Origin of the sequence: Limosilactobacillus reuteri (genome assembly GCF_034259105.1) — a bacterium.
Lineage (GTDB): Bacteria > Bacillota > Bacilli > Lactobacillales > Lactobacillaceae > Limosilactobacillus > Limosilactobacillus reuteri_G.
This window is the reverse complement of record NZ_CP139478.1, coordinates 1,212,916-1,235,698: the sequence shown is the minus strand read 5'-3', so window position 1 is coordinate 1,235,698 and position 22,783 is coordinate 1,212,916. Positions and strand designations below refer to the sequence as shown.

The 22,783-nt window shown below is 38.7% G+C and carries 25 protein-coding genes, 1 tRNA gene and 1 other annotated feature; of the genes, 20 read left to right on the top strand and 6 right to left on the bottom strand.

Features of this window, described 5'->3' with window-relative positions:
- Window positions 1-168: 168 nt before the first annotated feature.
- Together glnA and gltX are read left to right on the top strand one after the other, a co-directional pair.
- Window positions 169-1,512, top strand: coding sequence for a type I glutamate--ammonia ligase (gene glnA / locus SH603_RS06950; RefSeq protein WP_169473049.1), 1,344 nt, complete (start codon window positions 169-171; stop codon window positions 1,510-1,512).
- Between the two features lie 244 nt (window positions 1,513-1,756).
- On the top strand, window positions 1,757-3,262 hold the full coding sequence (gene gltX, locus SH603_RS06945) for a glutamate--tRNA ligase (protein ID WP_169478267.1): 1,506 nt from the start codon (window positions 1,757-1,759) through the stop codon (window positions 3,260-3,262).
- A 123-nt stretch (window positions 3,263-3,385) separates the two neighbouring features.
- On the opposite strand, the gene SH603_RS06940 is transcribed toward gltX, so the two are convergent.
- Window positions 3,386-4,672, bottom strand: coding sequence for an ISL3 family transposase (locus tag SH603_RS06940; protein ID WP_321533655.1), 1,287 nt, complete (start codon window positions 4,670-4,672; stop codon window positions 3,386-3,388).
- Window positions 4,673-5,053: 381 nt separating this feature from the next.
- Between SH603_RS06940 and SH603_RS06935 the strand changes: the two genes are divergently transcribed.
- Complete coding sequence (locus SH603_RS06935; RefSeq protein WP_321533715.1) at window positions 5,054-6,235, top strand: aminotransferase class I/II-fold pyridoxal phosphate-dependent enzyme; 1,182 nt, start codon at window positions 5,054-5,056, stop codon at window positions 6,233-6,235.
- Window positions 6,236-6,303: 68 nt separating this feature from the next.
- On the opposite strand, the gene SH603_RS06930 is transcribed toward SH603_RS06935, so the two are convergent.
- Window positions 6,304-6,429, bottom strand: a complete 126-nt coding sequence (locus SH603_RS06930) for a hypothetical protein (protein WP_003664033.1) — start codon at window positions 6,427-6,429, stop codon at window positions 6,304-6,306.
- Window positions 6,430-6,906: 477 nt separating this feature from the next.
- On the opposite strand from SH603_RS06930, the gene SH603_RS06925 reads away from it, so the two are divergent.
- The 3 genes from SH603_RS06925 to SH603_RS06915 are packed head-to-tail and all read left to right on the top strand — an operon-like array spanning window position 6,907 to window position 8,619.
- Window positions 6,907-7,758 (top strand): MetQ/NlpA family ABC transporter substrate-binding protein, encoded by an 852-nt coding sequence (locus tag SH603_RS06925; RefSeq protein WP_085649667.1) that lies wholly within the window; start codon window positions 6,907-6,909, stop codon window positions 7,756-7,758.
- 16 nt (window positions 7,759-7,774) lie between these two features.
- Window positions 7,775-8,302: a peptide-methionine (S)-S-oxide reductase MsrA gene (gene msrA / locus SH603_RS06920; RefSeq protein ID WP_321533713.1), complete on the top strand. Its 528-nt coding sequence runs from the start codon at window positions 7,775-7,777 to the stop codon at window positions 8,300-8,302.
- Between the two features lie 2 nt (window positions 8,303-8,304).
- On the top strand, window positions 8,305-8,619 hold the full coding sequence (locus SH603_RS06915; RefSeq protein WP_042746122.1) for a metal-sulfur cluster assembly factor: 315 nt from the start codon (window positions 8,305-8,307) through the stop codon (window positions 8,617-8,619).
- A 133-nt stretch (window positions 8,620-8,752) separates the two neighbouring features.
- Here SH603_RS06915 and SH603_RS06910 read toward each other — a convergent pair whose 3' ends face one another.
- Window positions 8,753-9,883 carry an IS30 family transposase gene (locus SH603_RS06910; protein ID WP_013923736.1) on the bottom strand — a complete coding sequence of 377 codons (1,131 nt, stop codon included), beginning with the start codon at window positions 9,881-9,883 and terminating at the stop codon, window positions 8,753-8,755.
- A 221-nt stretch (window positions 9,884-10,104) separates the two neighbouring features.
- On the opposite strand from SH603_RS06910, the gene SH603_RS06905 reads away from it, so the two are divergent.
- Genes SH603_RS06905 through SH603_RS06895 form a run of 3 tightly spaced genes read left to right on the top strand, consistent with a single transcriptional unit; the run spans window position 10,105 to window position 12,546 of the window.
- A complete protein-coding gene (locus tag SH603_RS06905) occupies window positions 10,105-10,992 on the top strand; it encodes an exonuclease SbcC (RefSeq protein WP_321533711.1) in 888 nt (295 codons plus the stop codon).
- Entirely contained in the window at window positions 10,982-12,010 is a 1,029-nt protein-coding gene (locus SH603_RS06900) for a hypothetical protein (RefSeq protein ID WP_321533710.1), read from the top strand. The genes SH603_RS06905 and SH603_RS06900 overlap by 11 nt, the downstream gene beginning before the upstream one ends.
- 29 nt (window positions 12,011-12,039) lie before the next feature.
- On the top strand, window positions 12,040-12,546 hold the full coding sequence (locus SH603_RS06895; protein ID WP_321533709.1) for a hypothetical protein: 507 nt from the start codon (window positions 12,040-12,042) through the stop codon (window positions 12,544-12,546).
- An 86-nt stretch (window positions 12,547-12,632) separates the two neighbouring features.
- Here the strand turns inward: SH603_RS06895 and ltrA are convergent, their stop codons facing one another.
- The 3 genes from ltrA to SH603_RS06880 all read right to left on the bottom strand — a co-directional run bounded on the left by ltrA (window position 12,633) and on the right by SH603_RS06880 (window position 14,944).
- Window positions 12,633-14,015, bottom strand: a complete 1,383-nt coding sequence (ltrA, locus tag SH603_RS06890; protein ID WP_321533708.1) for a group II intron reverse transcriptase/maturase — start codon at window positions 14,013-14,015, stop codon at window positions 12,633-12,635.
- A 503-nt stretch (window positions 14,016-14,518) separates the two neighbouring features.
- On the bottom strand, window positions 14,519-14,653 hold the full coding sequence (locus tag SH603_RS06885; RefSeq protein WP_003664012.1) for a hypothetical protein: 135 nt from the start codon (window positions 14,651-14,653) through the stop codon (window positions 14,519-14,521).
- Window positions 14,654-14,870: 217 nt separating this feature from the next.
- Window positions 14,871-14,944, bottom strand: a tRNA-Arg gene (locus SH603_RS06880).
- 186 nt (window positions 14,945-15,130) lie between these two features.
- Between SH603_RS06880 and SH603_RS06875 the strand changes: the two genes are divergently transcribed.
- The 11 genes from SH603_RS06875 (at window position 15,131) to xseA (ending at window position 22,782) form a co-directional block, all read left to right on the top strand.
- On the top strand, window positions 15,131-15,763 hold the full coding sequence (locus tag SH603_RS06875) for a TetR-like C-terminal domain-containing protein (RefSeq protein ID WP_321533707.1): 633 nt from the start codon (window positions 15,131-15,133) through the stop codon (window positions 15,761-15,763).
- Between the two features lie 122 nt (window positions 15,764-15,885).
- Window positions 15,886-15,958, top strand: a sequence feature (ribosomal protein L21 leader region).
- A 15-nt stretch (window positions 15,959-15,973) separates the two neighbouring features.
- Entirely contained in the window at window positions 15,974-16,282 is a 309-nt protein-coding gene (gene rplU / locus SH603_RS06870) for a 50S ribosomal protein L21 (protein WP_003664009.1), read from the top strand.
- A gap of 15 nt (window positions 16,283-16,297) precedes the next feature.
- A complete protein-coding gene (locus SH603_RS06865) occupies window positions 16,298-16,621 on the top strand; it encodes a ribosomal-processing cysteine protease Prp (protein WP_169472668.1) in 324 nt (107 codons plus the stop codon).
- 25 nt (window positions 16,622-16,646) lie between these two features.
- Entirely contained in the window at window positions 16,647-16,928 is a 282-nt protein-coding gene (gene rpmA, locus SH603_RS06860) for a 50S ribosomal protein L27 (RefSeq protein WP_003664006.1), read from the top strand.
- A 125-nt stretch (window positions 16,929-17,053) separates the two neighbouring features.
- The gene (locus tag SH603_RS06855) at window positions 17,054-17,761 is read left to right on the top strand and encodes a YggS family pyridoxal phosphate-dependent enzyme (protein WP_169472667.1); all 708 of its coding nucleotides are present in this window, start codon (window positions 17,054-17,056) and stop codon (window positions 17,759-17,761) included.
- 12 nt (window positions 17,762-17,773) lie between these two features.
- Entirely contained in the window at window positions 17,774-18,850 is a 1,077-nt protein-coding gene (locus SH603_RS06850; RefSeq protein WP_321533706.1) for a Xaa-Pro peptidase family protein, read from the top strand.
- Window positions 18,851-18,961: 111 nt separating this feature from the next.
- On the top strand, window positions 18,962-19,516 hold the full coding sequence (locus tag SH603_RS06845; RefSeq protein WP_419182113.1) for a 2'-5' RNA ligase family protein: 555 nt from the start codon (window positions 18,962-18,964) through the stop codon (window positions 19,514-19,516).
- Window positions 19,517-19,605: 89 nt separating this feature from the next.
- On the top strand, window positions 19,606-20,043 hold the full coding sequence (locus SH603_RS06840) for an Asp23/Gls24 family envelope stress response protein (RefSeq protein WP_003663867.1): 438 nt from the start codon (window positions 19,606-19,608) through the stop codon (window positions 20,041-20,043).
- A gap of 1 nt (window position 20,044) precedes the next feature.
- Complete coding sequence (gene nusB / locus SH603_RS06835; RefSeq protein ID WP_003663865.1) at window positions 20,045-20,461, top strand: transcription antitermination factor NusB; 417 nt, start codon at window positions 20,045-20,047, stop codon at window positions 20,459-20,461.
- 130 nt (window positions 20,462-20,591) lie between these two features.
- Window positions 20,592-21,452 carry a bifunctional 5,10-methylenetetrahydrofolate dehydrogenase/5,10-methenyltetrahydrofolate cyclohydrolase gene (locus tag SH603_RS06830; RefSeq protein WP_035153159.1) on the top strand — a complete coding sequence of 287 codons (861 nt, stop codon included), beginning with the start codon at window positions 20,592-20,594 and terminating at the stop codon, window positions 21,450-21,452.
- Entirely contained in the window at window positions 21,445-22,782 is a 1,338-nt protein-coding gene (gene xseA / locus SH603_RS06825; RefSeq protein ID WP_113896325.1) for an exodeoxyribonuclease VII large subunit, read from the top strand. Before SH603_RS06830 ends, xseA begins: the two co-directional genes overlap by 8 nt.
- Window position 22,783 lies beyond the last annotated feature (1 nt).

Below are 22,783 nucleotides of genomic sequence, written 5' to 3'. Positions count from 1 at the left end.
GTACGGGAGGAAAGATTTTTTTAATTAAAATAAAGCTCTTAAATAGAATTGACTTATGGCCTGTCTATTGTTATTCTAAGTCACAGTGTTAAGGAGAGAAGCAGATGTTAGATGGATTGGTATAGTCATCTATTTCTGTGGAGATTGTATGAAAGGGAATGAAATTTTATGGGTAAACACGTATTTACAAAAGATGAAGTTCGCCAAATGGTAAAGGATGAAGATATCCATTTCTTACGAGTTATGTTTACTGACCTATTAGGAACGATTAAGAGCGTTGACTTACCAGTTAGTCAGTTAGATAAATTGATGGATAACAAAATTATGTTTGATGGTTCTTCAATTGATGGATTTGTTCGGATTGAAGAAAGTGACATGTATCTTTACCCAGATATGTCCACTTGGCTTGCATTCCCTTGGGGTGCTGAACACGGAAAGGTTGCGCGGGTAATCTGCAGTGTTTACAAGACTGACGGCACGCCATTTGAAGGTGACCCACGTAACAACTTGAAGCGGGTGCTTGAAGATATGCGGAAGATGGGCTTCAAAGACTTTAACATTGGACCTGAACCAGAATTCTTCCTCTTCAAGACTGATGAAAAGGGTAACCCAACTACCAATCTTAACGATAAAGAAAATTACTTTGACATGGAACCGGCAGATCCTGGTGAAGATTGCCGCCGTGATATCGTTTTAGCTCTTGAAAAGATGGGCTTTGATGTTGAAGCAGCGCACCATGAAGTTGCTCCTGGTCAGCATGAAGTTGACTTCAAGTACTCAGATGCTTTAGAAGCCGCTGATAACATTCAAACATTTAAGTTCGTGGTTAAAACAATTGCTAAGAAGTATGGTTTCCATGCTACCTTTATGCCTAAGCCGCTTTCTGGTATTAACGGTTCAGGAATGCACCTCAATATGTCATTGTTTAGTCAAGATGGCACTAACGCCTTCTTTGATGAAAATGATAAAGATAAGCTTTCCGCAACTGCTTACCATTTCTTGGGCGGTTTGATGAAGCATGCACGGAGCTACACTGCAATTTGCAACCCAATCGTCAACTCCTATAAGCGATTGGTTCCAGGCTATGAAGCACCGGTTTATGTTGCATGGTCAACTTCTAACCGGTCACCACTTGTACGAATTCCAAGTGATCGTGGAATGGAAACACGGCTTGAGTTACGGTCAGCGGATCCATCAGCTAACCCTTACCTTGCAATCGCTGCTGTTCTTGAAGCTGGTTTAGATGGTTTACGCAACAACTTACCACCAATTCATAATGTTGATGAAAACATCTATACGATGACGAAGGCCGAACGAGCTGAAAAAGATATTCGCGATTTACCAGATACTTTACACAACGCATTAAAGTCTTTGGCTAACGATGAGGTTATCAAGAGTTCAATGGGTGAACACCTCTACAACAGCTTTATGGAAGCCAAGACTCGTGAATATGCCTCATATCGTCAACACGTTTCTGAATGGGAACGTCAACATTACATGGAACAATACTAAGCAATAACAATAAGTTAATAAACAACGAAAAAACACTTATGCAGGATTACTTGCTAAGTGTTTTTCATGCGAAATCGACTAGTTAATTGACAAATATGCTGTTTCATATACAATTATATTTGTTGCAATAAAAGCGTGTTATTATAATATGTGTAGTACGTTTTTAAGGACTGCTAGTTGATCTAGCAACCAATTTTAAATCGGAATTATATTTCGATTAGTTACTAAAGGAGAGTCTTAGATCATGGATCAAAAGGTCAGAGTTCGGTATGCACCTAGCCCAACAGGTTTCTTACATATCGGAAATGCTCAATCAGCATTATTTAATTATTTATTTGCACGTCACTTCGATGGAACGATGGTATTACGGATTGAAGATACCGATACCAAGCGGAACGTTGAAGATGGTGAAGCTAGCCAACGTGAAAATCTTCACTGGTTAGGAATTGACTGGGATGAAGGTCCAAATAAGCCAAATCCAAAGTATGCTCCTTACCGTCAAAGTGAACGGAATAAGGAAGGTATTTACCACAAATACATTCAAGAATTATTAGACAAGGGAATTGCGTACAAGGATTACTCAACAGAGGAAGAATTAGCTGAGATGCGCGAACGGCAAAAGGCTAACAATGAACCACCTCATTATGATGGTCGTTGGTATGGTAAGAGTGAAGAAGAACAAAAGGCGGCTGAAGCAAAGGGCTTAAAGCCAACTATTCGTTTCCACTTCCCTAAAGACCATGATTACGAATGGGACGATATTGCACGTGGTCATGTTTCATTTAACTCTGACAACCTTGGTGGTGACTTCATCATTGAAAAGAGTGATGGGATGCCAACGTATAACTTTGCCGTTGTAGTTGATGACCATACCATGGACATTACCCATGTTTTGCGTGGTGCTGATCACATCTCAAATACGCCAAAGCAAATTGCTATTTATGAAGCATTAGGATGGGATCACCCAACCTTCTGTCACATTCCATTGATCTTTAATCCAAAGACTCGTAAGAAGTTAAGTAAGCGTGATAAAGATACTCTTCAATTCATTAGTGAATACAAGAAGCACGGTTACCTTCATGAAGCAATCTTTAACTTTATTGCATTCCTAGGCTGGTCTCCAGTTGGCGAACGTGAAATCTACTCTAAAGAAGAGTTAATTAAGGTGTACGATCCAAAGCGGATGTCAAAGGCACCAGCATACTTCGATCAAAAGAAACTTGATTGGATGAATGCTCAATACATTAAGAGTATGTCGATTGATGAATTAACTGAGCGGACAATGGAACTAATTAAGGAAGGCGAAACTGAAGAAGCCAAGCGCCTTCAAAGTATCCCAGAAGATCAATTGACTGAATTACTTAAGAAGACAATTAAAGTTCACCAACGGGATGTTAATAAACTTCTTGAAGTTATTCAATATGCATGGTCATACTACACAGTTCTTGACCAATCATTCAATTATGATTTGCTTAAGGACAATGAAGACTTCGCTAATGAAGACGTTTTAGCTGTCCTCAAGGGCTTAAAGGCTAAACTTGAGAATGGCAGCGATGATCTTGATTATAGTCAAGCCATTAAGGAAGTAGGTAAGGACACTGGCATTAAGGGTCGTGGTTTATACTTCCCATTAAACCTTGCCTTTACTGGTTCAACTTCCGCACCACAAATCTATGAGATCATGGATATTTATTCTCGTGATACAGATATTGAATTGCTTGACCGGATGATCAAAGCATTTGAAAACTAACTTTATAAAACTGAGCATGAGGCTGAGAAAAAACGGCTCTACGTCAAGTAGTGTTGATACGCAAATATGAATTTTCGCCAATTAAATTGGTCTAGTTAGAATCGTCATTCGTGGCGGTTCTTTTTAGTTAGTTTGAATTTGGTGGCCAATAATTAAATAAATCCGCGTTTTAAATGCCGTAAAGTAACGATAACCACAGGCAACTCGTTTGATAGTTTTAATTCGATTATTAATCCCTTCGGTTCGACCATTTGAGAACTTCGTCTCAAAGCCACGCTTAATTCCCTCTTTATAGCGCGCTAAAACTTGACAACGGTGGATTGTATAATGGCTGACACTGTCTGGCCGGAGTTTAAGTAATTGAAAGAAAGTTGTAAAATCACGTTGATTGTAAGCACGCTTCAAGGATTGAATAAAATTATAGGTGGCTCTTAACTCTTGGTCATACGCTAACATTAAGTCTAAGATCATAATGGAATTAACAACGCGATTAAAATAACGTCCTTCGTAATAAACTTTTGTACTTAAATTTTCCCGATCTTGAAGAAATAGCCGCCAATAACGTTTAAGGCGCCGAGCTTGTTTCTGCTCCGCAGAATCACCTTTTCGCAAACGATTGAAGACATGAATTCGCACATGATTCATCGTATCATTAAGGTGTTTGGCAATATGAAAGCGATCATAGATGATTTGAGCACAAGGAAAAACGGTTTTAACTAGTTGATCATAAGCAGCGTTCATATCCATTACCAGATATTTCACCCGGCAACGGGCAGCACGTGTAAACTGTTGATAATGCTTAAATAAACTACGTAATCGCCGATCTTCAAGGAGTTCAAATAAGCAACTCCGATCACCATCAACAGCGATGAAACTCATCTTACCTTTAGCGCTCCGCATTGATTTAAATTCATCAATACATAGTGTTTCCGGTAGATAGTTTAAATTCGGCTTGTATTGATCAGCGAGGTCCAAAAGGACCCGCTGGACCGAAGCTTCACTGATAAACAAATCATGGGCAATATCTTTAATTGTTTGAATTCGCGTTAACCGAAGAATAATTTCACGCCTTAAATCACGACTAATTGTTCGTTGCTTTTCAAAAAGATAACTAGTCGCATTAAATGTTGTATGGCAGTCAGGACATTGAAAACGTTGAGTATTAACAAGCAACATTAATGGTTGAGCCCTAAATTGTCCATATTTGTATTTAGCTTGATAAAAACCATATTTTAAGATTTGTCCACGATTAATAACGCCACAATTTGGACAAGCACGCGGGATATAAGAAAGGGTACAGGATATTTGTGCCACCCGAACGTTTTTAATTGATTTATATTTAAGCCAATGATGAGGAAAATTTAAATGAGGGTCTGTTAAATTGAGGAGAGTCCTTGTATCATTATCCATGGAGGTTACCTTCTTTACTATGTGATTTGGCGATTTCATTGTATCAGAGGGCATGCCTCTTTTTTAGTTTAAAAACAAAAAATCTAGTATTGGTATAGAAAGTGATATTTCTATATCAACACCAGATATTGTAGAGCCGAAAAAACTTTTGTTTTTTTAACAGCCTCGTTTTTTATACGAGTATTGTTACGATATCGTGGAAATTAACTACGAGGCTCGAGGCTAAGTCCGAACGATAATCAGCTCGTGCCGTGCTAATCACCGTTCTATCCTTAGCCCACCGCCTTGTCTAGAAAGTTAATTCCCACTCACAATGCTTTTTCTTTTAAATTGTCATATAATTAAGGTATGTAGTTAGTAAAAAAGGGGATCTTAAGTAAAATGGTTGAAATGAGTGAACATATGCGGAAGATCTTAAATGATGTTCCAACGTTAAAAGTATTTGATTTTTCCCAATACGTTTCAAAAATTCCAGGAATTATTAAGTTTACAATTGGTGAACCTGATTTTGATACACCAGAATATATCAAAAAGGCCGGAATTGAGAGTATTGAAAACAATCGCACTCACTATGCTCCCCAACGTGGAACAATGGGATTGCGTCAAGCGATTGCCGATACGTTAGCTAATAAATATGGTCTTCAGTATGATCCTGCAACAGAGATTCTTGTTACAAATGGTGTAACGGAAGGAATTTTTGCTGCGATTACTGCAATTACTAATCCTGGAGATATAATTTTAGTTCCAACGCCTACCTTTTCAATCTACACGCCTGATGTAATGATTGCTGGAGGGACGCCAGTGGAAGTAGATACATCCAAGACTGGTTTTAAACTAACACCAGCTCTTCTTAAACAGTATCTTGATAAATATGGTGATCGAGTAAAAGGAGTTATTTTCGTCAATCCGTCTAATCCGACCGGCATTGCCTATACTCAAGCAGAAATGAATGAACTAGCTGCCTTAATTAAGGGCAAGCCAATCTTTGCAATCTGTGATGAAATTTATAGTGAATTAAACTATGATGGCGAATACTCAAGCATGGCGAAGGTTATTCCAGACCAGACAATTTTGGCTAATGGCTTTTCTAAGTCCTATGCAATGACTGGTTGGCGAATTGGCTACCTTTGCGCACCAGCTAAAGTGACCGATCTGCTGTTCAAGGTTCATGCATTTGCGGTAACGGATATTGCAACATTTGTCCAGGACGCTGCAGAAGCCGCTTTAAAGGCTGGAGACGAGGCAAAAAAGGAAATGGACGCCCAATATATCAAACGGCGTGACTATATGTATAAGCGGCTTACAGAAATGGGCTTTGAATGCAGTCAACCAATGGGTGCATTTTATATTTTTGCCAAGATTCCGTCATTCCTTGATCAGGATGACAATAAGCTAATTTACCAACTTGCCAATGAAGCCAAGGTTGCTGTAACAGCTGGATCAAACTTTGGCAAGGGTGGAGAAGGCTATCTCCGCTTCAGTTACGCAACTGAGATAGACCAAATTAAAGAGGGGATGGATCGCCTCGCGGAATTTTGTGAAAAAGAACAAAATAATGCTTAAAAGAAAAGAGACAGCAGTGTTAACACATCTCTGTCTCTTTAATATATAAGTGAATTGCTTCAAAAGAGTTATTCGCTCAGTTTCTTGGCGTCAGCATCAATCTTTGCAAAACCAGAACCATCTGGCTTCTTGCTGCCACGCTTTTCCATAGCTTTACGAGCCATTTCTTTACGTTCTTGCTTACTAAGTGCCATAATAACTTCGCCTCTTTTTCTGAAACGCTTCAACAATAACAGTTATTAACAAAAGTAAAATAACTGTTACTAATATTATAGTTCAGTCTATAAAAAATGCAATTATCATAGTTGTGTGCAAGAAAACTTCTAGAAATATGTTGACTTATGTAATATCTGTTGTTAGTATGATTAAAATTGAGTTAGAAAAGATGAGTAATTATTTTACGTCCAATACAGAGAGCCATAGGTGCTGAGAAATGGTAGGAAACGAAATAATGAAGATGGTCTTTGGTTAATTGAGAGGATGAACTTAGTTTAAAAGCAAATTCTCTACGGGGTAGCAGCCGTTATCTATGCTTCTAATTTCAAACTGAGATTAGAATTGAGGGTACTTTTGTACTGAAGACAGGGTGGTAACACGTTATTAACGTCCCTAGGAGCACGATTGAGTTGTTCTTAGGGACGTTTTTTCTTTTCTGGCAAAGGAGGAAGAAAATGAAACGAAAGAGAAGAACGGGATTAATTATTTTTAGTATTTTAGTAATTATTGTAGTTGTTGGGATTGGTGGAATTATTCACCAACGGTTTGAGAAAACATCAACTAAAACTGTTCGTTTAGGATTAGTAGGGACAGATTCGGAACCAGTCTGGGATAATGTTCGTAAAAGATTGAAGAAACAAGGAATCAATATTGAGTACGTGGTTTTTAATGATTATGTTCAACCAGACGTTGCGTTAAAGGAAGGTAAAATTGATATGCATTCATGCTTAACGCGTTATTATTTTGAATCATATAACAAAGAGCAAAATGCACATTTAACATCAATTGGAAATACTGTGATTTCACCATTAGGAGTTTATTCCCACAAGTATCAAAAAATTCAAGATCTTCCAGAAGGAGCAACAATCGCAATTCCTAATGAACCAACAACGCTTGGACGAGGGTTAAATGTCTTGCAGTCGGCTGGCTTGATTAAAGTAAAGAAAGGAAGTGGAATTAAGCCATCCTTAAAAGATATTGTAAGTAATCCTAAGCATTTACAATTTAAAGAAGTTGATCCTGCAACAACTGCGCGAGCATTAAATTCGGTTGATGCCTCAATTATAAATGGAAATTATGCAGTAGCAGCAAAGTTAAATCCGAAGAAGGATTCAATCTATCTTGAACCAGTTAATAAAGCTGCAAAACCATATGTTAATATTATTGCGGTTCAAGAAAAGAATAAGGATAATAAAGTATATAAGGAGATTGTAAAAGCATATCAGACAGAGCAAACTGAAAAAGCTATTAACAAGACATATAAGGGTGCACAAGAAGCAGCATGGCCAATCTATGGTCGTAATTAAGAAAGGACTGATATATATGAGTTTAGATACAGCGATATTTGCCGGCGGGTGCTTTTGGTGCATGGTCCAGCCGTTTGATACTTATCCGGGAATTGAGAAAGTTGAATCAGGTTACACTGGTGGCCATGTTGCCAATCCAACCTACGAGCAGGTATGTTCTGGAACAACAGGCCATACAGAAGCAGTAAAGATTACTTTTGACCCTGATAAAATTTCATACAAAGACTTAGTAGAGATTTATTGGTACCAAACTGATCCGACTGATGCAAGTGGCCAATTCCAAGATCGGGGAGACAATTATCGTCCTGTAATTTTCGTTAAAAATGATGAACAACGTAAAACTGCAGAAGAGTCAAAAAAGGCTTTACAGGAAAGCGGCCGTTTTGGTGATGCAAAGATTGTAACAACAATTGAGGATGCGCAGCCATTCTATCCCGCAGAAGACTATCATCAGGGCTTTTATAAGAAAGATCCGCAACGTTTTGCCTTAGAAGAAGCTGGTGGCCGGCAACAATTTATTGAGAAGTATTGGAAAAATAATTAATTATGAGAGACAAACAATCAATTAAGGACGATATTGTCCAACAATTAGCAACAGTTATTGATCCTGAACTTCATATTGATATTGTTAATTTGGGCCTCGTTTATACAATTGATCTCGATAACGATGGAATATGTTTAATTGAAATGACGCTAACGACAATGGGATGTCCGTTGACAAATGTGCTGGCTGACATGGTAGTTAAAGCGGTGAGAGAGGTTCCAGAGGTGAAAAACGTTGATGTGGAATTTGTCTGGGAACCTGCTTGGACGATTGATCGGATGAGCCGCTTTGCTAAATTATCGTTAGGGGTTCATTGATATTTGAATAATTGGATATTGGATAAGGGAATAAAATAAAGGCTTTTCATTACGGAAAGTCTTTTATTTTTACCTTCAAAAAACAGATCTATGCTAAAAATCCTAAATTTCAAGAATAAGTTAGCCACTGGACTCAAATAAATAATACTGACCAATTGATTATTGGTTGATGGAGCTGTGATATCTCTTGGTAGAAGGCCTTACGATAGATATCCATTGACGAATGTCCATTAAACATAGCTCGTGGATAGTGATTCATCCAATCATTAGTCGCTATGATCTGAGCACTACTATAGTTATTTATAGCTTCACCTTTGGTAATCTCCTTGCGGAGAAACCGGTTATTGATCTCATTGGATCCACGTTCCCAAGGGGAATACGGATCAGCATAGAAAACATGATCGTGAACTTGTGTTAACTCACTAAATTCTGAACCGTTGTCAGAGGTTATTGTCTTAAAGATGCGATAGTAAGCATCTGTGCCCATTTTCTGGCGTAAATTTATAAAGAACTGATTTACTGCATGCGCAGTTTTACCAGCAATTTTACTCGTGATATTAACTCGTGAAAGGCGATCAGTCATTACTAGTACAACACTGTCATTACCGTTTTTCTGTCCCTGAACTGTATCTAGTTCCCAATGGCCAATTTCGGACCGTTGGTCCGCAGTTTGAGGTCGTTGAGCAATATTAGGCCCTAAGCACCTTTTAGCTTGCGGATGAGTTCGATGATGCTTACGTTTAGGTTTTTCAAAGAGGTCTAAATTGGACGTACGAAGCACACCCTCATTAATCCATTGATATAAAGTTACAACCGACTTTGGGATCAGGGTGCCATCATTCATTAAATCTCGAGCCTTATAAATAACCGCTTGTGGGGAGTAATGGTGGTCGTCAAACTCACCAAGCATTAGCTGATCAGCTAATCGTAAAAATTGCTTTGAAGAATAATATAAGCGACGACGACCAGAATGGCGGTGATGTTCAAGATATGTGGCCTGACCAGCTTCATAACTATAGATGTAGTAAGAATATTCGTAAATCTTACCATTAGATTTTTGACGACGAAGTTGGCGGACCGTACCACGGTTGAGCTCGTTATTAATTGTTTGATGATTAACTCCTAATTGGCGACCAATTGCGCGATTGGAAAGTCCTTGCGACTTTAAAGTCGCAATCATCACACGTTCTTCTTTAGTAAGATGAGCATTCTTTTTATGAGTAGTCAATAAACTAGTAGACATGGTATCATTTAAGTGCGTCATTTGACGGACATCCTTTCATATAGGTTTGGTTCACTTAATATGATACCTGATGTCACGCCGAATGGCGTTTTTTATTTACCACCAACTGGGTGGCTAACTTCATTCTATAATCCACCCTATGCTAAAAATATAAAGTTTTTGAAAAAAATTTAAAAAGAGTGGAAAAAAGGTAGTAAAGTTATTTATTATAATAGGTAGTTATTTAGACAAGGAGCATGCTTATGGCGAGTGTAGAAACTAATAGTGATTCACTTGATGTTACTCAAGTCATCAATCAACAAATTATTACAAAGATAAAGTATTTGCGACGCTTTAATGATGCAATCTCAAACCATCGTGATCGGGAAATCTACCAATTACTAGATAACCAACGCTATGCTAAGGAGATTGAGCATCGGGAACAACAACCAAATGATAAGGGCGTAATGAACCTAGTCGATGATTTGGTTGATCAATTAAGTAATTACCTTAGTGAAAACTTAATTAAATATTTGGGTAAAACTTATCCCTTCTTTTATTATGAAGAATATCAAACTGGTCACTACCGGATTTATTTTGGTAACTGGTGGGATCGGCGTCGATTTGGTGAATTAGACGTTATGAATGTTCGTTTTTCTTTTGACCAAACAGAATATGATAAATTACGGACGGCTTTTGAATTAGCACGTGACAATAAACGTTACAATAGTGACCGGATTAGTAAAATTTCTAGTGAAAATGACCGTCTCCAAGATTTGATTGATCATCAACGAGAACGTGAGGAACGTAAAGAAGCTCTTCAAGAACAATTAAAAGAAATTAGTTCACGGTCTGGCATTTGGGAATCAAGTCGTAACAAAGAGAGTCGCCAGGAACTGGTTGAGCAGCTGCAAAAGTTAGAGGACCAAGAAGAAGAATCTCGTAATGCAGCCCAAACTATTAAGGATAATGAACGCGTTGTCCTATCCTTATCAAAAGAAAATACGATTTTAAGTTATGAACAAAAGAGCATTATCGATACTTTTGGCAGCTTTGAAGATTTCGAATTAGCTAATCGCAATTTATATGCTAATTATTTAGCCAGTTTAAATGGATCAGAAGGAAAGCAGGTGGACGACGATGAGCAATAATCAAATCGTGACTTCTCCTAGTGAACGGGTCCAAGCTCTTTCTAATTCATTTAAGGATGTTTTAAGCCTTGGACAAAGGTATGTTGACCTCTTAGACCAGTTAGCTCAGACCAAGGATGCTAAGAATTTATTATCAGCTACTAATAAACTAGCAAAAATGGACTTGGCGAATGCATTTATTGATTTTCCACCACATTATAAAGCGGCTGACTATTATCTGATTTTTATGGATCGCCTATTAAAAATGCATGGTGATACAGCTGTTAACGTTGCAGAAAATGAATTAAATCATGAATTTGAAGCGACTGTTGCGGCTATTGGTAGTGAAGCTGTTTTTAAATTTGAAGTTGATAGTCGAGGAGAAGCGGCTTTTACAGAGCAAAGTCAGCACGAACCACTTTTCTACCTGAGTTTAGAAGATAAATTAATGCAATTTAATAACCGCGCATTAGTAAATTATTTTATCGTTTATGCGCTTAAACAGCATACTGACCTTGAATTACGTGATGCGGTTAACCCTCTGATTGATTTTGCTAAATATTTGCAAAAGGATCTTGATTTCACGATTGATCTAGGCATTTTAGCAACTGCAAATGATCGCCGCTTTATGTTGAATAAGCCTGAACTTCCACTGACAGTAATTGATCGTTTATTTGTTGCGACTGCTGATGAAGATTATATGTTGATGAATTTGCCCCGGAACAACGGGGCTGAGTTACTATTAGACCAAGGTACAAAACTTGACATTGCTTTTGACCCGGACGATTATAGTCAAGAGTGGGCCTTCTTGGTTAAAGATTCTGATGAGCAAATTTCATTCTTTGATGTATTGCTTCATTACGACCTGGTTCGCGAGTGGTATTTAGCAAACCGCTCTGCCCTGGCCGTGAGAACAGATCATATGGAGATTGTTGATGAAGAACCACCGGCAACGACAGAGGTAGTAGAAGATGAATCTTCAGATGGACCATCTTTGGCTGAACCATCAGAAGATCCAGCTCACGATGAGGAAAAATAAGCAGCAGATTTTATTGTGGAGGCACTGAAATGTTAGATATTACTAAAATGCTTCACCAAATTATCGATTTAGAATTAAAAATTGATGATGAAAAGGAATTAATGATTGGGCTGGAAGCAAGAAAGCAAACAATTTTTGTTGACCTTGATATTTCTTTATCAAATATGGCTGAAGCAGCAGGGTGGTATAAGGTAGTTAATCCTAGAGAAGCAGACAAAGAAGCTTTGCTAAAATCCTATGTTCAATCGATAGCGCTACTTTTACTGTATAGTGCAAAGATGCAATGGACACACCTGGTTGTACTCGATGATCAAGCTTGGCAACGGATTACGAATGCAAAAAGCTCTACAAAGTTAGCGGACCTTAATAAATCGTATCTGGCAATTAAACACTTCTTGAGTGATGCCTATTTCAATCATCAACAAGAAAGTTTTCGACATGCTTGGCATCTTTTGCTAAAAATGGGAATTAGCGATTGGCAATTAACGCCTGACCAGATTTCTAGTGCTTATCAAACAATGATTAATCAATATTAGAAATCGAGTAGGAGATAATTGATTAGTTCAATTATCGACCTCTCACACCACCGTACGTACGGTTCCGTATACGGCGGTTCGACAACTTAATCACATTGAATTGACTGGAGCGTCTTGGACATATTCATAAGTCCGAGTTGTTCCAGTTTTCTATTAGTTAGAGAATAGCTCAAGGTCTTACTATGTGCAGTTCGCCAGTAGCCCTTTCGGGTACTAGCGAAGACATATGCATCATGCTGGGGCAGCCCCAACTTCTGTAAGTTAGTTACCTTAGTTTTAAACTTTTTCCATTGCTTCCAAATATACTGCCTTATTCGGACCCTCAACCACTTGTCAAGGCGTTGAATAAAGTTAGTTAGTTTCCCAATTGAGTAGTACTGAAGCCACCCACGCATTTTTCGATGAATTTCTTCAAACATTCTTGTCAGAGATATTCCACGATTACGTTTAGTTAATAACTTCAGTGCTTTCTTTACTCGTTGTTGCGATTGCTTAGCTGGACGGGCGTAGGCCCCATTGTGGTCTACACCTAACGAAAAGCCAAGAAACTTCAACCGTAGCGGGCTACCGACTTTGGTTTTATCTGGGTTCACTTTAACTTTCAAGCGCTTTTCTAGAAACTGGGTAATGCTTCGCATTACTCGTTCTCCGGCTCGTTGACTTTTAACATAGATGTTACAATCATCCGCATAGCGCACAAAGTGGTGACCACGTCTAGTCAACTCTTCGTCCAACTCATTTAGATAGATGTTCGCCAGTAGTGGTGACAATGGCCCTCCTTGTGGGGTTCCTTTTTCACTCTTAGCGAAAAGCCCATGGTCTAAGACTCCGCTAGTTAGAAACTTACGAATGAGTCTTAGTGTCCATGGGTCATCAATATATTGTTGGAGATACTTAATCATCAAGTCATGATTAACGTTATCAAAATAGGCTTTTAGGTCTAAGTCGACAACTCTTCGATAACCTTGATTATAAAGATCTACTACTTTTGAAATAGCGTCATGGGCCCCACGGTGGGGACGGAAGCCAAAGCTATTATCAGAGAAAATACGCTCAAAGATAGGCGTAAGAATTTGGGCTACAGCTTGTTGAACCATTCGGTCCACCACCGTTGGTATTCCAAGTCTTCTTACTCCACCATTAGGCTTCGGAATTTCTACCCGTTTGACTGGAGCTGGTTTATACTTGCCCTCACGCAAACTAGCGATCAGTTCCGTCTTATTTTCTCTGAGATATGGCAGAAGGTCATTGACTGTCATATCGTCAACGCCTGCTGCTCCTTTATTTCTCTTAACTCGCAAATAAGCCTGATTAAGGTTATTGCGATCCAAGACCAGGTCTTGGATAGTGACACTCATACCTTTACCTTCACCATAAGCGGTACTACGCGCCCTTGTGTACTTTCGGTTTTCCAAACCTATCCTCGACAAGCGGTCAGCTTGTTGTTCTGTTTTCTGCGATTGTCGCACCTGATTACACCTCCGATATAAGTTACAAGTTATTGTCGTTCAGTCCTTCATCTGATTATTCAAACTACTATGACCTCGGCTGACTTCTGGCTTACTCAACACTGCATCACTGCACCGCTTGTTTCTGTGGAAATTAAACTTATTCCTCTTGTCGGAAACGTGTAGGCCAGATCTCCCCGGGTAAGAATATTAGCTTTCGTACCATGTCATCGTTAGCTTTACTGAGACCAACTTCGAGTAGTATTGGACTTCAACTTGTCTAGCAGCCTTATTTAGTTAATTCCAGCCTTATAGCTACTTCTTGTTCATCGATGCAGTACTTTGCCTTAGACTTCCTTCAGATTCCACCTCACGGTGGACACCCTTGTCCTCAGCTCATGGTTCCGACTACTACGGCCCATAGCGGACTTTCACCACCTAGCTAATACCCATGCCGGGCGCACTAAAAAAGCGAGAGGCCGAGGAATTTTTCCCCGGCCTCTCGTGTTGAACGGAATATAAGATTAAGCTTTTCGATCTCGTAAGCGATTGGTAGTTGCACTATGTTTTCCAGTTTCTTGGTTGCTAAGACTGCCAAACATAAATTCACCAATTACCGACGCAACCAAAATTAAAACAATAATAAGAAATGGTAGCATAATAATCACCTCAAAAAGCAATCTCTATATTCATTATTATTAAAAATGTTTACTTTTGCAACAAAAGTGTAATATATGAGGACGTATTTAAGAAATACTTAAAAATAAAAGTGAAAAATTAGAAAATTATCCCTAAGTTTATATTGAAGCAACTAAAAAAAAGAGGATAAGGAAACAAAAATGTTTCTCTATCCTCTTTTTTAAATAGTGTTTACTATGGAGCGAGCGAGACTTGAACTCGCAACCCTCGGTTTAGAAGACCGATGCTCTATCCAGTTGAGCTACCGCTCCAAACAGATTTAAGTATATAATTTTCACTACAAAGTTGTCAATGGTAATAATCTAATATAATTATTTTATTAAGGTAAAGCCGGCACTTTCGTTGACAAAACGCTTTCATGATAACTATACTTTAAATATAGTAGAAGTACGAAAGTAGAAAGGACTTAAGCTGTATGATGGAAGGATGATGATTAAATGGCTGCTAATAAGACAGACCCGCGTGTAATTAAAACACGTAATAGTCTGCGCAAAGCTCTTGTATATCTGATGAGACGTGAAAAGCTTGAAGATATTAGCGTCCAAAAGATTACTGAAACTGCCAACATCACCCGAGGAACTTTCTATCTTCACTATAAGGATAAACAAGATTTTATTCAGTCAGCAATCCAAGAGATTATTGACGATTTCTTCAACCAAGTAATGATCGATAGTAATTTTTCGAAAGAACGGACGGTAAAGGTGTTTTCACTCCACAAAGCATTTCAGTATATCGAAAATAACGCCGATATTTTTGATGTTCTATTAAATAATGAAAAGAATAACTTCTTTTATGAACAACTCTACAATCGGTTAGCAAATGAGATGACACACTTTAATGAGCAAGTGAATAAGAACCAACAGTTGAAAGTCCCGCTTAATTTGCAGATTTCCTTTATTGACTCAGCATTTCTTGGCCTAGTAAGTCGATGGCTAGAAGATGGCATGATTTATACTCCACGTTACATGACACAAAGCGTGGCAAAAATGTTGGATCAGTTTAGTAGCGAGAATGTTTCTTTGGTTAATTTTTTTGATGGTGAATTAGAAGGAACTTTAGAAAAGATTTAATAGCTACTACAAAAGAGGCTTTGAAAAAAATTTTTCAAGGTCTTTTTTCGTTATATAAAGTGGAGATTATGGTTGACGAAGAGAATAATATTTGATATTATACAAACGTTGTATTTGTGAACCAACAACTACAACCGCACGTTATTAAGTCTAAAGCTTATTTAGCTGCTTAGTACGGCGAGTCTGAGATATTAAGGAGGTGCACAAAGTATGTACGCAATTATTGTTACTGGTGGTAAGCAATACAAGGTAGAAGAAGGTGCTTCTATCTACGTTGAAAAGCTTGATGCTAAGGAAGGTGACAAGGTAACTTTTGATCAAGTTATCTTTGTCGGTGGAGACGACACTAAGATCGGTACTCCTGTAGTTGACGGTGCTTCTGTTGAAGGTACTGTTGATAAGCAAGGTAAGGAAAAGAAGGTTGTTACCTTCAAGTACAAGCCTAAGAAGCACACTCACACTAAGCAAGGTCACCGTCAACCTTACACTAAGGTTACTATCAACAAGATCAACGCTTAATGTGGAGGTGAGGTCATGATTCGAGCACAGTTTACTTTAGATTCGAATCAGCGGATCACTTCTTTTAAAATGACTGGGCATGCTGACTCTGGTCCATATGGGCAGGATATTATTTGTGCCGCAGTTTCTGCATTATCTATTTCAACGGTGAACGGGCTTGAACAAGTTGTTCATACAAAGCCTCACCTTAAACAAGATAATGATAATGGTGGCTTTCTAGAAGTTACAGGATTAGATCTTGGTCGTGATAGTCAGATCCTTCTCAAAACTTTGTTAAATGGATTGTGTGATATCCAGGAAAGCTATCCACAAAACATTGAAGTAAAAATGTTTAATTAAAGTTCATTGCTGGAGGTGAACAACTATGATTATGGATTTGCAATTCTTCTCCCACCACAAGGGGGGTGGTTCCACTGCTAACGGTCGGAACTCAGCTGGTCGTCGTCTTGGTACTAAGGCTGCTGATGGTTCAATCGTAACTGCTGGATCTATCATCTACCGTCAACGTGGTACTCACATCAACCCAGGTGAAAACGTGGGTCGTGGTGGAGACGATACATTATACGCTAAGGTAGCCGGTGTTGTTAAATTTGAACGCATGGGTCGCAGTAAGCGTAAGGTATCAGTTTACCCAGTTGCCGAATAATTATAAAAAGACTACTTTTCTTCGTGAAATAGTAGTCTTTTTATTTTTAAAATAATTTTTCATTATATGTTAATCTATAATGTAAGAATATAATTAACCCACAATTGAAGGGAGCATAATGTTTAATGACGATTGTTGATAAAGCTAAAGAAGTCCAAGAAAAAATTATTGCTGCATGCAAGCGCAGCGGTCGAGATCCCCAAGATGTTCAACTGTTACCAGTTAGTAAAAATCATCCGGCAGCAGATATTGCAGAACTTTACAAAGCAGGATGGAACAATTTTGGTGAGAATTATGTTCAGGAATTAGCCAAAAAGCATGATGAATTACCAGCAGACATTAACTGGTATATGATTGGCCACCTTCAACGTAATAAGGTTAAATACATTGCTGATTACGTTACAATGATTCAATCGGTTGACTCCCTTAAGCTAATGAATACGATCGAAAAAGAAGGGAAAAAGCACGATCGAATAATTCCGATTCTAATTGAAGTTAATGTTGGAGAAGAAGAGAGTAAATTTGGGGTTAAGCCAACTTTGCAAGATTGCATGGAATTAGCTGAGGTAAGTCTTCGATTGTCACATGTAAAGTTGCGAGGATTAATGACTAGTGCTCCCTATTATGATGACCCAGAAAAAACACGGCCGATTTTTTGCCGACTACGTGAATTGCGCGATGAAATGAACAACCAAAATGATCAATTAAAATTAGATGTTCTTAGTATGGGGATGACCCATGATTATGAAATAGCGGTAGAAGAAGGGTCAACTTGTGTGCGGGTTGGGACAGCTATCTTTGGCCCTCGTGATTACTCTAACCGGCAGTATTAAAGGAAATGTACTATGTCTAGAATTAAACGTCTACAGAAAAAATTTGAAAAATTATATATCGATGCATTTTTGGTAACGGATGAAAAAAACATTTATTACCTTACTGGTTTTAACCTTATGGAAGGCGATGGATACCTCTTAGTAACAAAAGATAATGCGATTATTATTACTGATGACCGGTACCAACTTGCATTAGAAGAATTTGAAAATGATGAAGTTGTGGGAATGATTACCCGTGACTATTACGGTTCACTTAATAAGATATGTCAGGGGATGAAAGTGACGGTTCTTGGATATGAAGATACAGTTACTTACGCCTTATTCGATGTGCTTGATGAGCAGATGGCGGCAGATCTCGTTCCCTTCCACCAACAAATTGAACGAATGCGAATGATTAAAGATCGTGATGAAGTAAATGCTTTGCGTGCTTCTGCAGACTTACATTCAGCAGGATACCAGTACCTTTTAGAAAATGTTCACGCTGGGATGACAGAGCGCCATGTTGCGAACTTGCTTGATTTTTGGATGAAGGAGCATGGAGCAAGAGGGGCCTCTTTTCCGACAATTATCGCTAGTGGCAAAAATGCGGCCAAACCGCATGCAACGGCTTCAAAAAAGGTAATTGAAGACGGCGATATTGTTACTGTTGATTTCGGCTACTACTTCAATGGCTATACGGCAGACATGACCAGAACATTTGCCGTTGGTTCAATTGATCCAGAATTACGTGATGTTTATCAAATTGTCAATGAGGCGCGTGAAGCTGTAATTCAAGCTGCTCATGTTGGGCAACGAGGAGACCAACTTGACTTTGTGGGACGGCAATTAATCGAAATAGCGGGTTATGGGGATGAATTCAACCATGGAATGGGGCATGGAATAGGCTTATCGGTTCATGAATTGCCTGCTAGCTATGGACCTAGTGCTCAAAATCTTAAATTGCGGAACAATGAAGTTATCACTGTTGAACCTAATATCTATATTCCTGAAATTGGCGGGGTCCGGATAGAAGATGATATTCTGGTTACTCACGGTGGAGTTGAAGTGCTGACGAAGGCGCCAACTGACCTAATAATCGTAGGAAAATAGTATGCAACTTACTACTCTATATAATAATATTAATCAACAGGGAATGCTGGCAATTAGAAATCATCAAGAACAGCTAGATCGTAACTTACTAAATCCTGATAAAGATATGCGGTGAGTACGGCTTCACTGCCTGCGCATGTTAGCCGTAATATTATGTTTTGCCTGCAAAAATTGGCTGCAATTGAACCTAACCAATACTTCTATTCTCCTGCTGACCTGCATATTACGATTATTGATCTTATTGCAGCTAGCTCTGACTTTTCGCTCTCAACATTTGAAGAGGAAAAATATAAAAACGTAGTAGGGCAGATTATTTCACAAGTTGGGCCGATTCACTGGCGTTTAGCAGGAATAATCACTAGTTCAGGAGTGCTTCTTGTAAAAGGGTATTATTCAGCAGAGTTATCAACTTTACGGAATGCACTTAGGAAAGAACTACCGTTACATGACTTGTTGCTAAAAGAACGATATCCAACGATTTCAGGGCATGTGACGGTTGCGCAGTATACTAGTCCTATTCAACAGGCAGACTGTTTCTTGAAGACGTTGGAAAAATTTAAATCAATTAATTTCGGGCAATTTACCTCATCTAGTCTCGATTTAGTCGTTCGTGACTGGTATAATCATAATTTGCGGTTAATTTCTAAATTGTCGCTAGGTTCCTAATTGACCAAGTTGTTGCAATTTGTTCGAACATAGTGCAGAATAGAAATGATTACTATAATTAAGAGAAGAAATAAATTGGAGGGCTGACGATGGCTGAAGAATCAAAGATTGTTTTAAGTAGTGAAGACAAGTCACTCGGGACAATTCAAATTTCGCCACGAGTTTTAGAAATTATTGCGGGGATTGCCGCAAGTGAAATCGATGGTGTTTCAAAGATGTATGGTTCATTTGCAAATAGCGTAAGTGAACTTTTGGGACGCTCTGATCGCCGGCGTGGGGTAAAGCTTTCCAGCAATGATGAAAAATTATCACTTGATGTGGATGTTTATGTTGAATATGGTGTCTCTGTTCCTAAAGTAGCGGCAATGATTCAAGATAAGGTCAAACAACAAATCACATTAATGACTGACTTAAAAGTAAAAGAAGTTAATGTTCATATTAAGGGAATCGTAACATCTAAAGAAGACCAACAAGTAGACCCTAATGACTTGTTTGGCGAACATCTTAACGACGAGGCTGGTGAATAAAATGAGTTTGAACCGACACATGATTCGTGAGGAGGCTTTCCAAGTTCTCTTTGCTTTGCAATCAGATCCTGAAGCTGATATTCAAACTGTATACGAGGCGATTCCTCATCATGATGAAAAGCAAATTCCGCCTTATTTACTAACTTTGGTAAACGGGGTGCGGGAACATCAAGATCAGCTTGACGAACAAATCAATGATCTCTTGGCAAGCGGATGGACGATTAACCGTTTAGCAAAGCCAGATTTAGTGATTTTACGGCTTGCTCTATTTGAAATTCAATACGCTGAAAATGTTCCAACAGTAGTAGCGATTAATGAAGCATTGGAACTTACGAAAACATTCAGTAGCGATAAGTCGCGTAAATTTATCAATGGAGCCCTTGGTAAATTTGAAAAACAAGTCAACGAAAATAATTGATATTACTGTTAACAATAATTATGGGGTGGAAAAGCTGAAGTGATAAACTTCTGATTCCACTCCTTTTTTGCTTAAGCGCAATATTATTATGGTAGAATATAAAATGGAAATTTAACGAGGAGGAATCACTGTGACGACAATTATTGATGGCAAGGCCCTTGCTAAAAAGATCAACGCCCAGACGAAAGAACTAGTAGCACAGTTAAAAGAAAAACAAAATATAATCCCGGGAATTGCAGTCGTGATTGCTGGTGATGATGCAGCGAGCTTAATCTATACCCGAAACAAGCATAATAAGGCTATTAAGTTAGGGATCAATTCAGTTTTAAAAAAATTTCCTGCTGATGTTAGCCAAGATGAGCTGCTTGCCGAAATTGAAAAGCTGAATAATGATGACACAATTGATGCCATTCTCGTTCAACAACCTCTTCCTCCTCAATTGGATCCAGAAGTAATCACCAATGCTATATTGCCAGCTAAGGATGTTGATGGCCTTAATCCTCTAAACTTAGGGAAATTATTTGCTAATCAGCATGGTAATTATCCCGTGGCTTGTACACCTCGCGGAATTATGCGGATGTTAGCAGAATACAATATTGATTTACAAGGAAAAAATGCGGTTATTGTTGGCCGGAGTATTTTAGTTGGCAAGCCTCTTTTAGCTCTTTTAAATAACGCTAACGCAACTGTGACAATGGCTGGAAGAAGTACTAGTGACCTTTCTGCTTTAACGAAAACAGCAGATATCTTGATTGTAGCTACTGGTGTGCCTAACCTTATCAAGGCGACAGATGTGAAATCAGGAGCAGTAGTAATCGATGTGGGAATTAATCGTTTAAGCGATGGTAAATTGACGGGGGATGTTGACTTTGCAGCGGTAAAGGCAAAAGCTCAGGCAATCACTCCTGTTCCAGGTGGCGTAGGACCGATGACGATTGCAACTTTGATGGAACAAACAGTTGATTTAGCGCAGTGGAGGCACCATGGATAGAAGCCAGTATTTAACAGTTAGTGAACTAACTAAGTATTTGAAAATGAAGTTTGATCGGGATCCTTACTTACATACGGTTTATTTAACTGGCGAGCTTTCTAATTTTCGTTTACGGCAAAAGCATCAGTATTTTAGTTTAAAAGACGATAATGCCGTGATTGATGCTGTAATGTTTGAGCATCAATTTCGGAAAATTAAATTTACTCCTGAACAGGGGATGAAGGTTTGTGTAGTCGGTCATGTAAGCTTGTATGAAAAAAGTGGCCGTTACCAGATTTATATTGACCGGATGGAGCCAGATGGTCTGGGCTCTTTATACTTAGCGTTTGAGCAACTAAAAAAGAAGTTGAGTGCTGAAGGTCTATTTAATTTGCCTAAAAAACAGGTCCCAATGTTTCCGAAACGAATTGCAGTTGTTACTAGTATTGACGGGGCTGTTATCCGGGATATTAATACGACTGTTCGGCGACGCTATCCAATTGCCCAAGTTGTTTTATACCCCACTGTTGTTCAAGGAGATAAGGCAGCGGCTGATATTGCTAGGCAAATTAATCGTGCCAATGACCGTGGAGACTTTGATATCCTTATTATCGGTCGTGGTGGGGGATCAATGGAAGACTTATGGCCTTTTAATGAAGAAGTAGTTGCCCGTGCAATTGCCAATAGTAAAATTCCGGTAATTTCATCAGTTGGTCACGAGACAGATACAACAATTGCCGACCTCGTAGCTGATCAACGCGCAGCAACCCCAACTGCCGCCGCTGAATTAGCAACGCCGGTAAAATTAAACGATGTGTTATTGACGCTTAAAGATGATCAGAATCGTTTATTAAATACGATGCGAACCAAAATTAATTTTGACCGTCAACAATTGAATAAACAGCTGCAAAGCTATATTTTTCAGCAACCGGAAAGACTGTACGAAAATTATGCGCAAAAGGTTGACCAACTAACTCAACAGTTAGGTCAAGCAGCGCAAAATAAAATGCAAGACATGCGGATAAATGTGGAAAGATTAAGCGGGCGTTTAACGGCGGCTTCTCCACTGCACCGGGTTCAACAACAAGAACAGTTAGTTAATCAGCTGCAAAAACAATTAGTTACAGCCTCCCTTGCCAACCAAAATGAAAAGAAGCAACAAGTGACGACTCTTATTAAACAATTAGATTCACTGAGTCCCCTTAAAATTATGAGTCGGGGATATACGTATGTAACGAGTGATGAAAAGATTGTTAATCATGCCAGTCAATTAACGGTTGGGCAAAATGTTCACCTGCATTTTGATGACGGGGAGGTTCAAGCAGAAATAAAAAAGGTAAAGGAGCACTAAG

Coding starts and splice junctions, on each gene's coding strand:
- SH603_RS06910 (WP_013923736.1), bottom strand. CDS start 9,883: ATGACGCACTTAAATGATACCATGTCTACTAGTTTATTGACTACTCAT.
- nusB (WP_003663865.1), top strand. CDS start 20,045: ATGAGTTTGAACCGACACATGATTCGTGAGGAGGCTTTCCAAGTTCTC.
- SH603_RS06905 (WP_321533711.1), top strand. CDS start 10,105: ATGGCGAGTGTAGAAACTAATAGTGATTCACTTGATGTTACTCAAGTC.
- SH603_RS06930 (WP_003664033.1), bottom strand. CDS start 6,429: ATGGCACTTAGTAAGCAAGAACGTAAAGAAATGGCTCGTAAAGCTATG.
- SH603_RS06915 (WP_042746122.1), top strand. CDS start 8,305: ATGAGAGACAAACAATCAATTAAGGACGATATTGTCCAACAATTAGCA.
- SH603_RS06850 (WP_321533706.1), top strand. CDS start 17,774: ATGTCTAGAATTAAACGTCTACAGAAAAAATTTGAAAAATTATATATC.
- SH603_RS06875 (WP_321533707.1), top strand. CDS start 15,131: ATGGCTGCTAATAAGACAGACCCGCGTGTAATTAAAACACGTAATAGT.
- SH603_RS06940 (WP_321533655.1), bottom strand. CDS start 4,672: ATGGATAATGATACAAGGACTCTCCTCAATTTAACAGACCCTCATTTA.
- SH603_RS06855 (WP_169472667.1), top strand. CDS start 17,054: ATGACGATTGTTGATAAAGCTAAAGAAGTCCAAGAAAAAATTATTGCT.
- SH603_RS06900 (WP_321533710.1), top strand. CDS start 10,982: ATGAGCAATAATCAAATCGTGACTTCTCCTAGTGAACGGGTCCAAGCT.
- SH603_RS06885 (WP_003664012.1), bottom strand. CDS start 14,653: ATGCTACCATTTCTTATTATTGTTTTAATTTTGGTTGCGTCGGTAATT.
- xseA (WP_113896325.1), top strand. CDS start 21,445: ATGGATAGAAGCCAGTATTTAACAGTTAGTGAACTAACTAAGTATTTG.
- msrA (WP_321533713.1), top strand. CDS start 7,775: ATGAGTTTAGATACAGCGATATTTGCCGGCGGGTGCTTTTGGTGCATG.
- rplU (WP_003664009.1), top strand. CDS start 15,974: ATGTACGCAATTATTGTTACTGGTGGTAAGCAATACAAGGTAGAAGAA.
- SH603_RS06840 (WP_003663867.1), top strand. CDS start 19,606: ATGGCTGAAGAATCAAAGATTGTTTTAAGTAGTGAAGACAAGTCACTC.
- SH603_RS06865 (WP_169472668.1), top strand. CDS start 16,298: ATGATTCGAGCACAGTTTACTTTAGATTCGAATCAGCGGATCACTTCT.
- glnA (WP_169473049.1), top strand. CDS start 169: ATGGGTAAACACGTATTTACAAAAGATGAAGTTCGCCAAATGGTAAAG.
- gltX (WP_169478267.1), top strand. CDS start 1,757: ATGGATCAAAAGGTCAGAGTTCGGTATGCACCTAGCCCAACAGGTTTC.
- rpmA (WP_003664006.1), top strand. CDS start 16,647: ATGATTATGGATTTGCAATTCTTCTCCCACCACAAGGGGGGTGGTTCC.
- SH603_RS06925 (WP_085649667.1), top strand. CDS start 6,907: ATGAAACGAAAGAGAAGAACGGGATTAATTATTTTTAGTATTTTAGTA.
- SH603_RS06935 (WP_321533715.1), top strand. CDS start 5,054: ATGGTTGAAATGAGTGAACATATGCGGAAGATCTTAAATGATGTTCCA.
- SH603_RS06895 (WP_321533709.1), top strand. CDS start 12,040: ATGTTAGATATTACTAAAATGCTTCACCAAATTATCGATTTAGAATTA.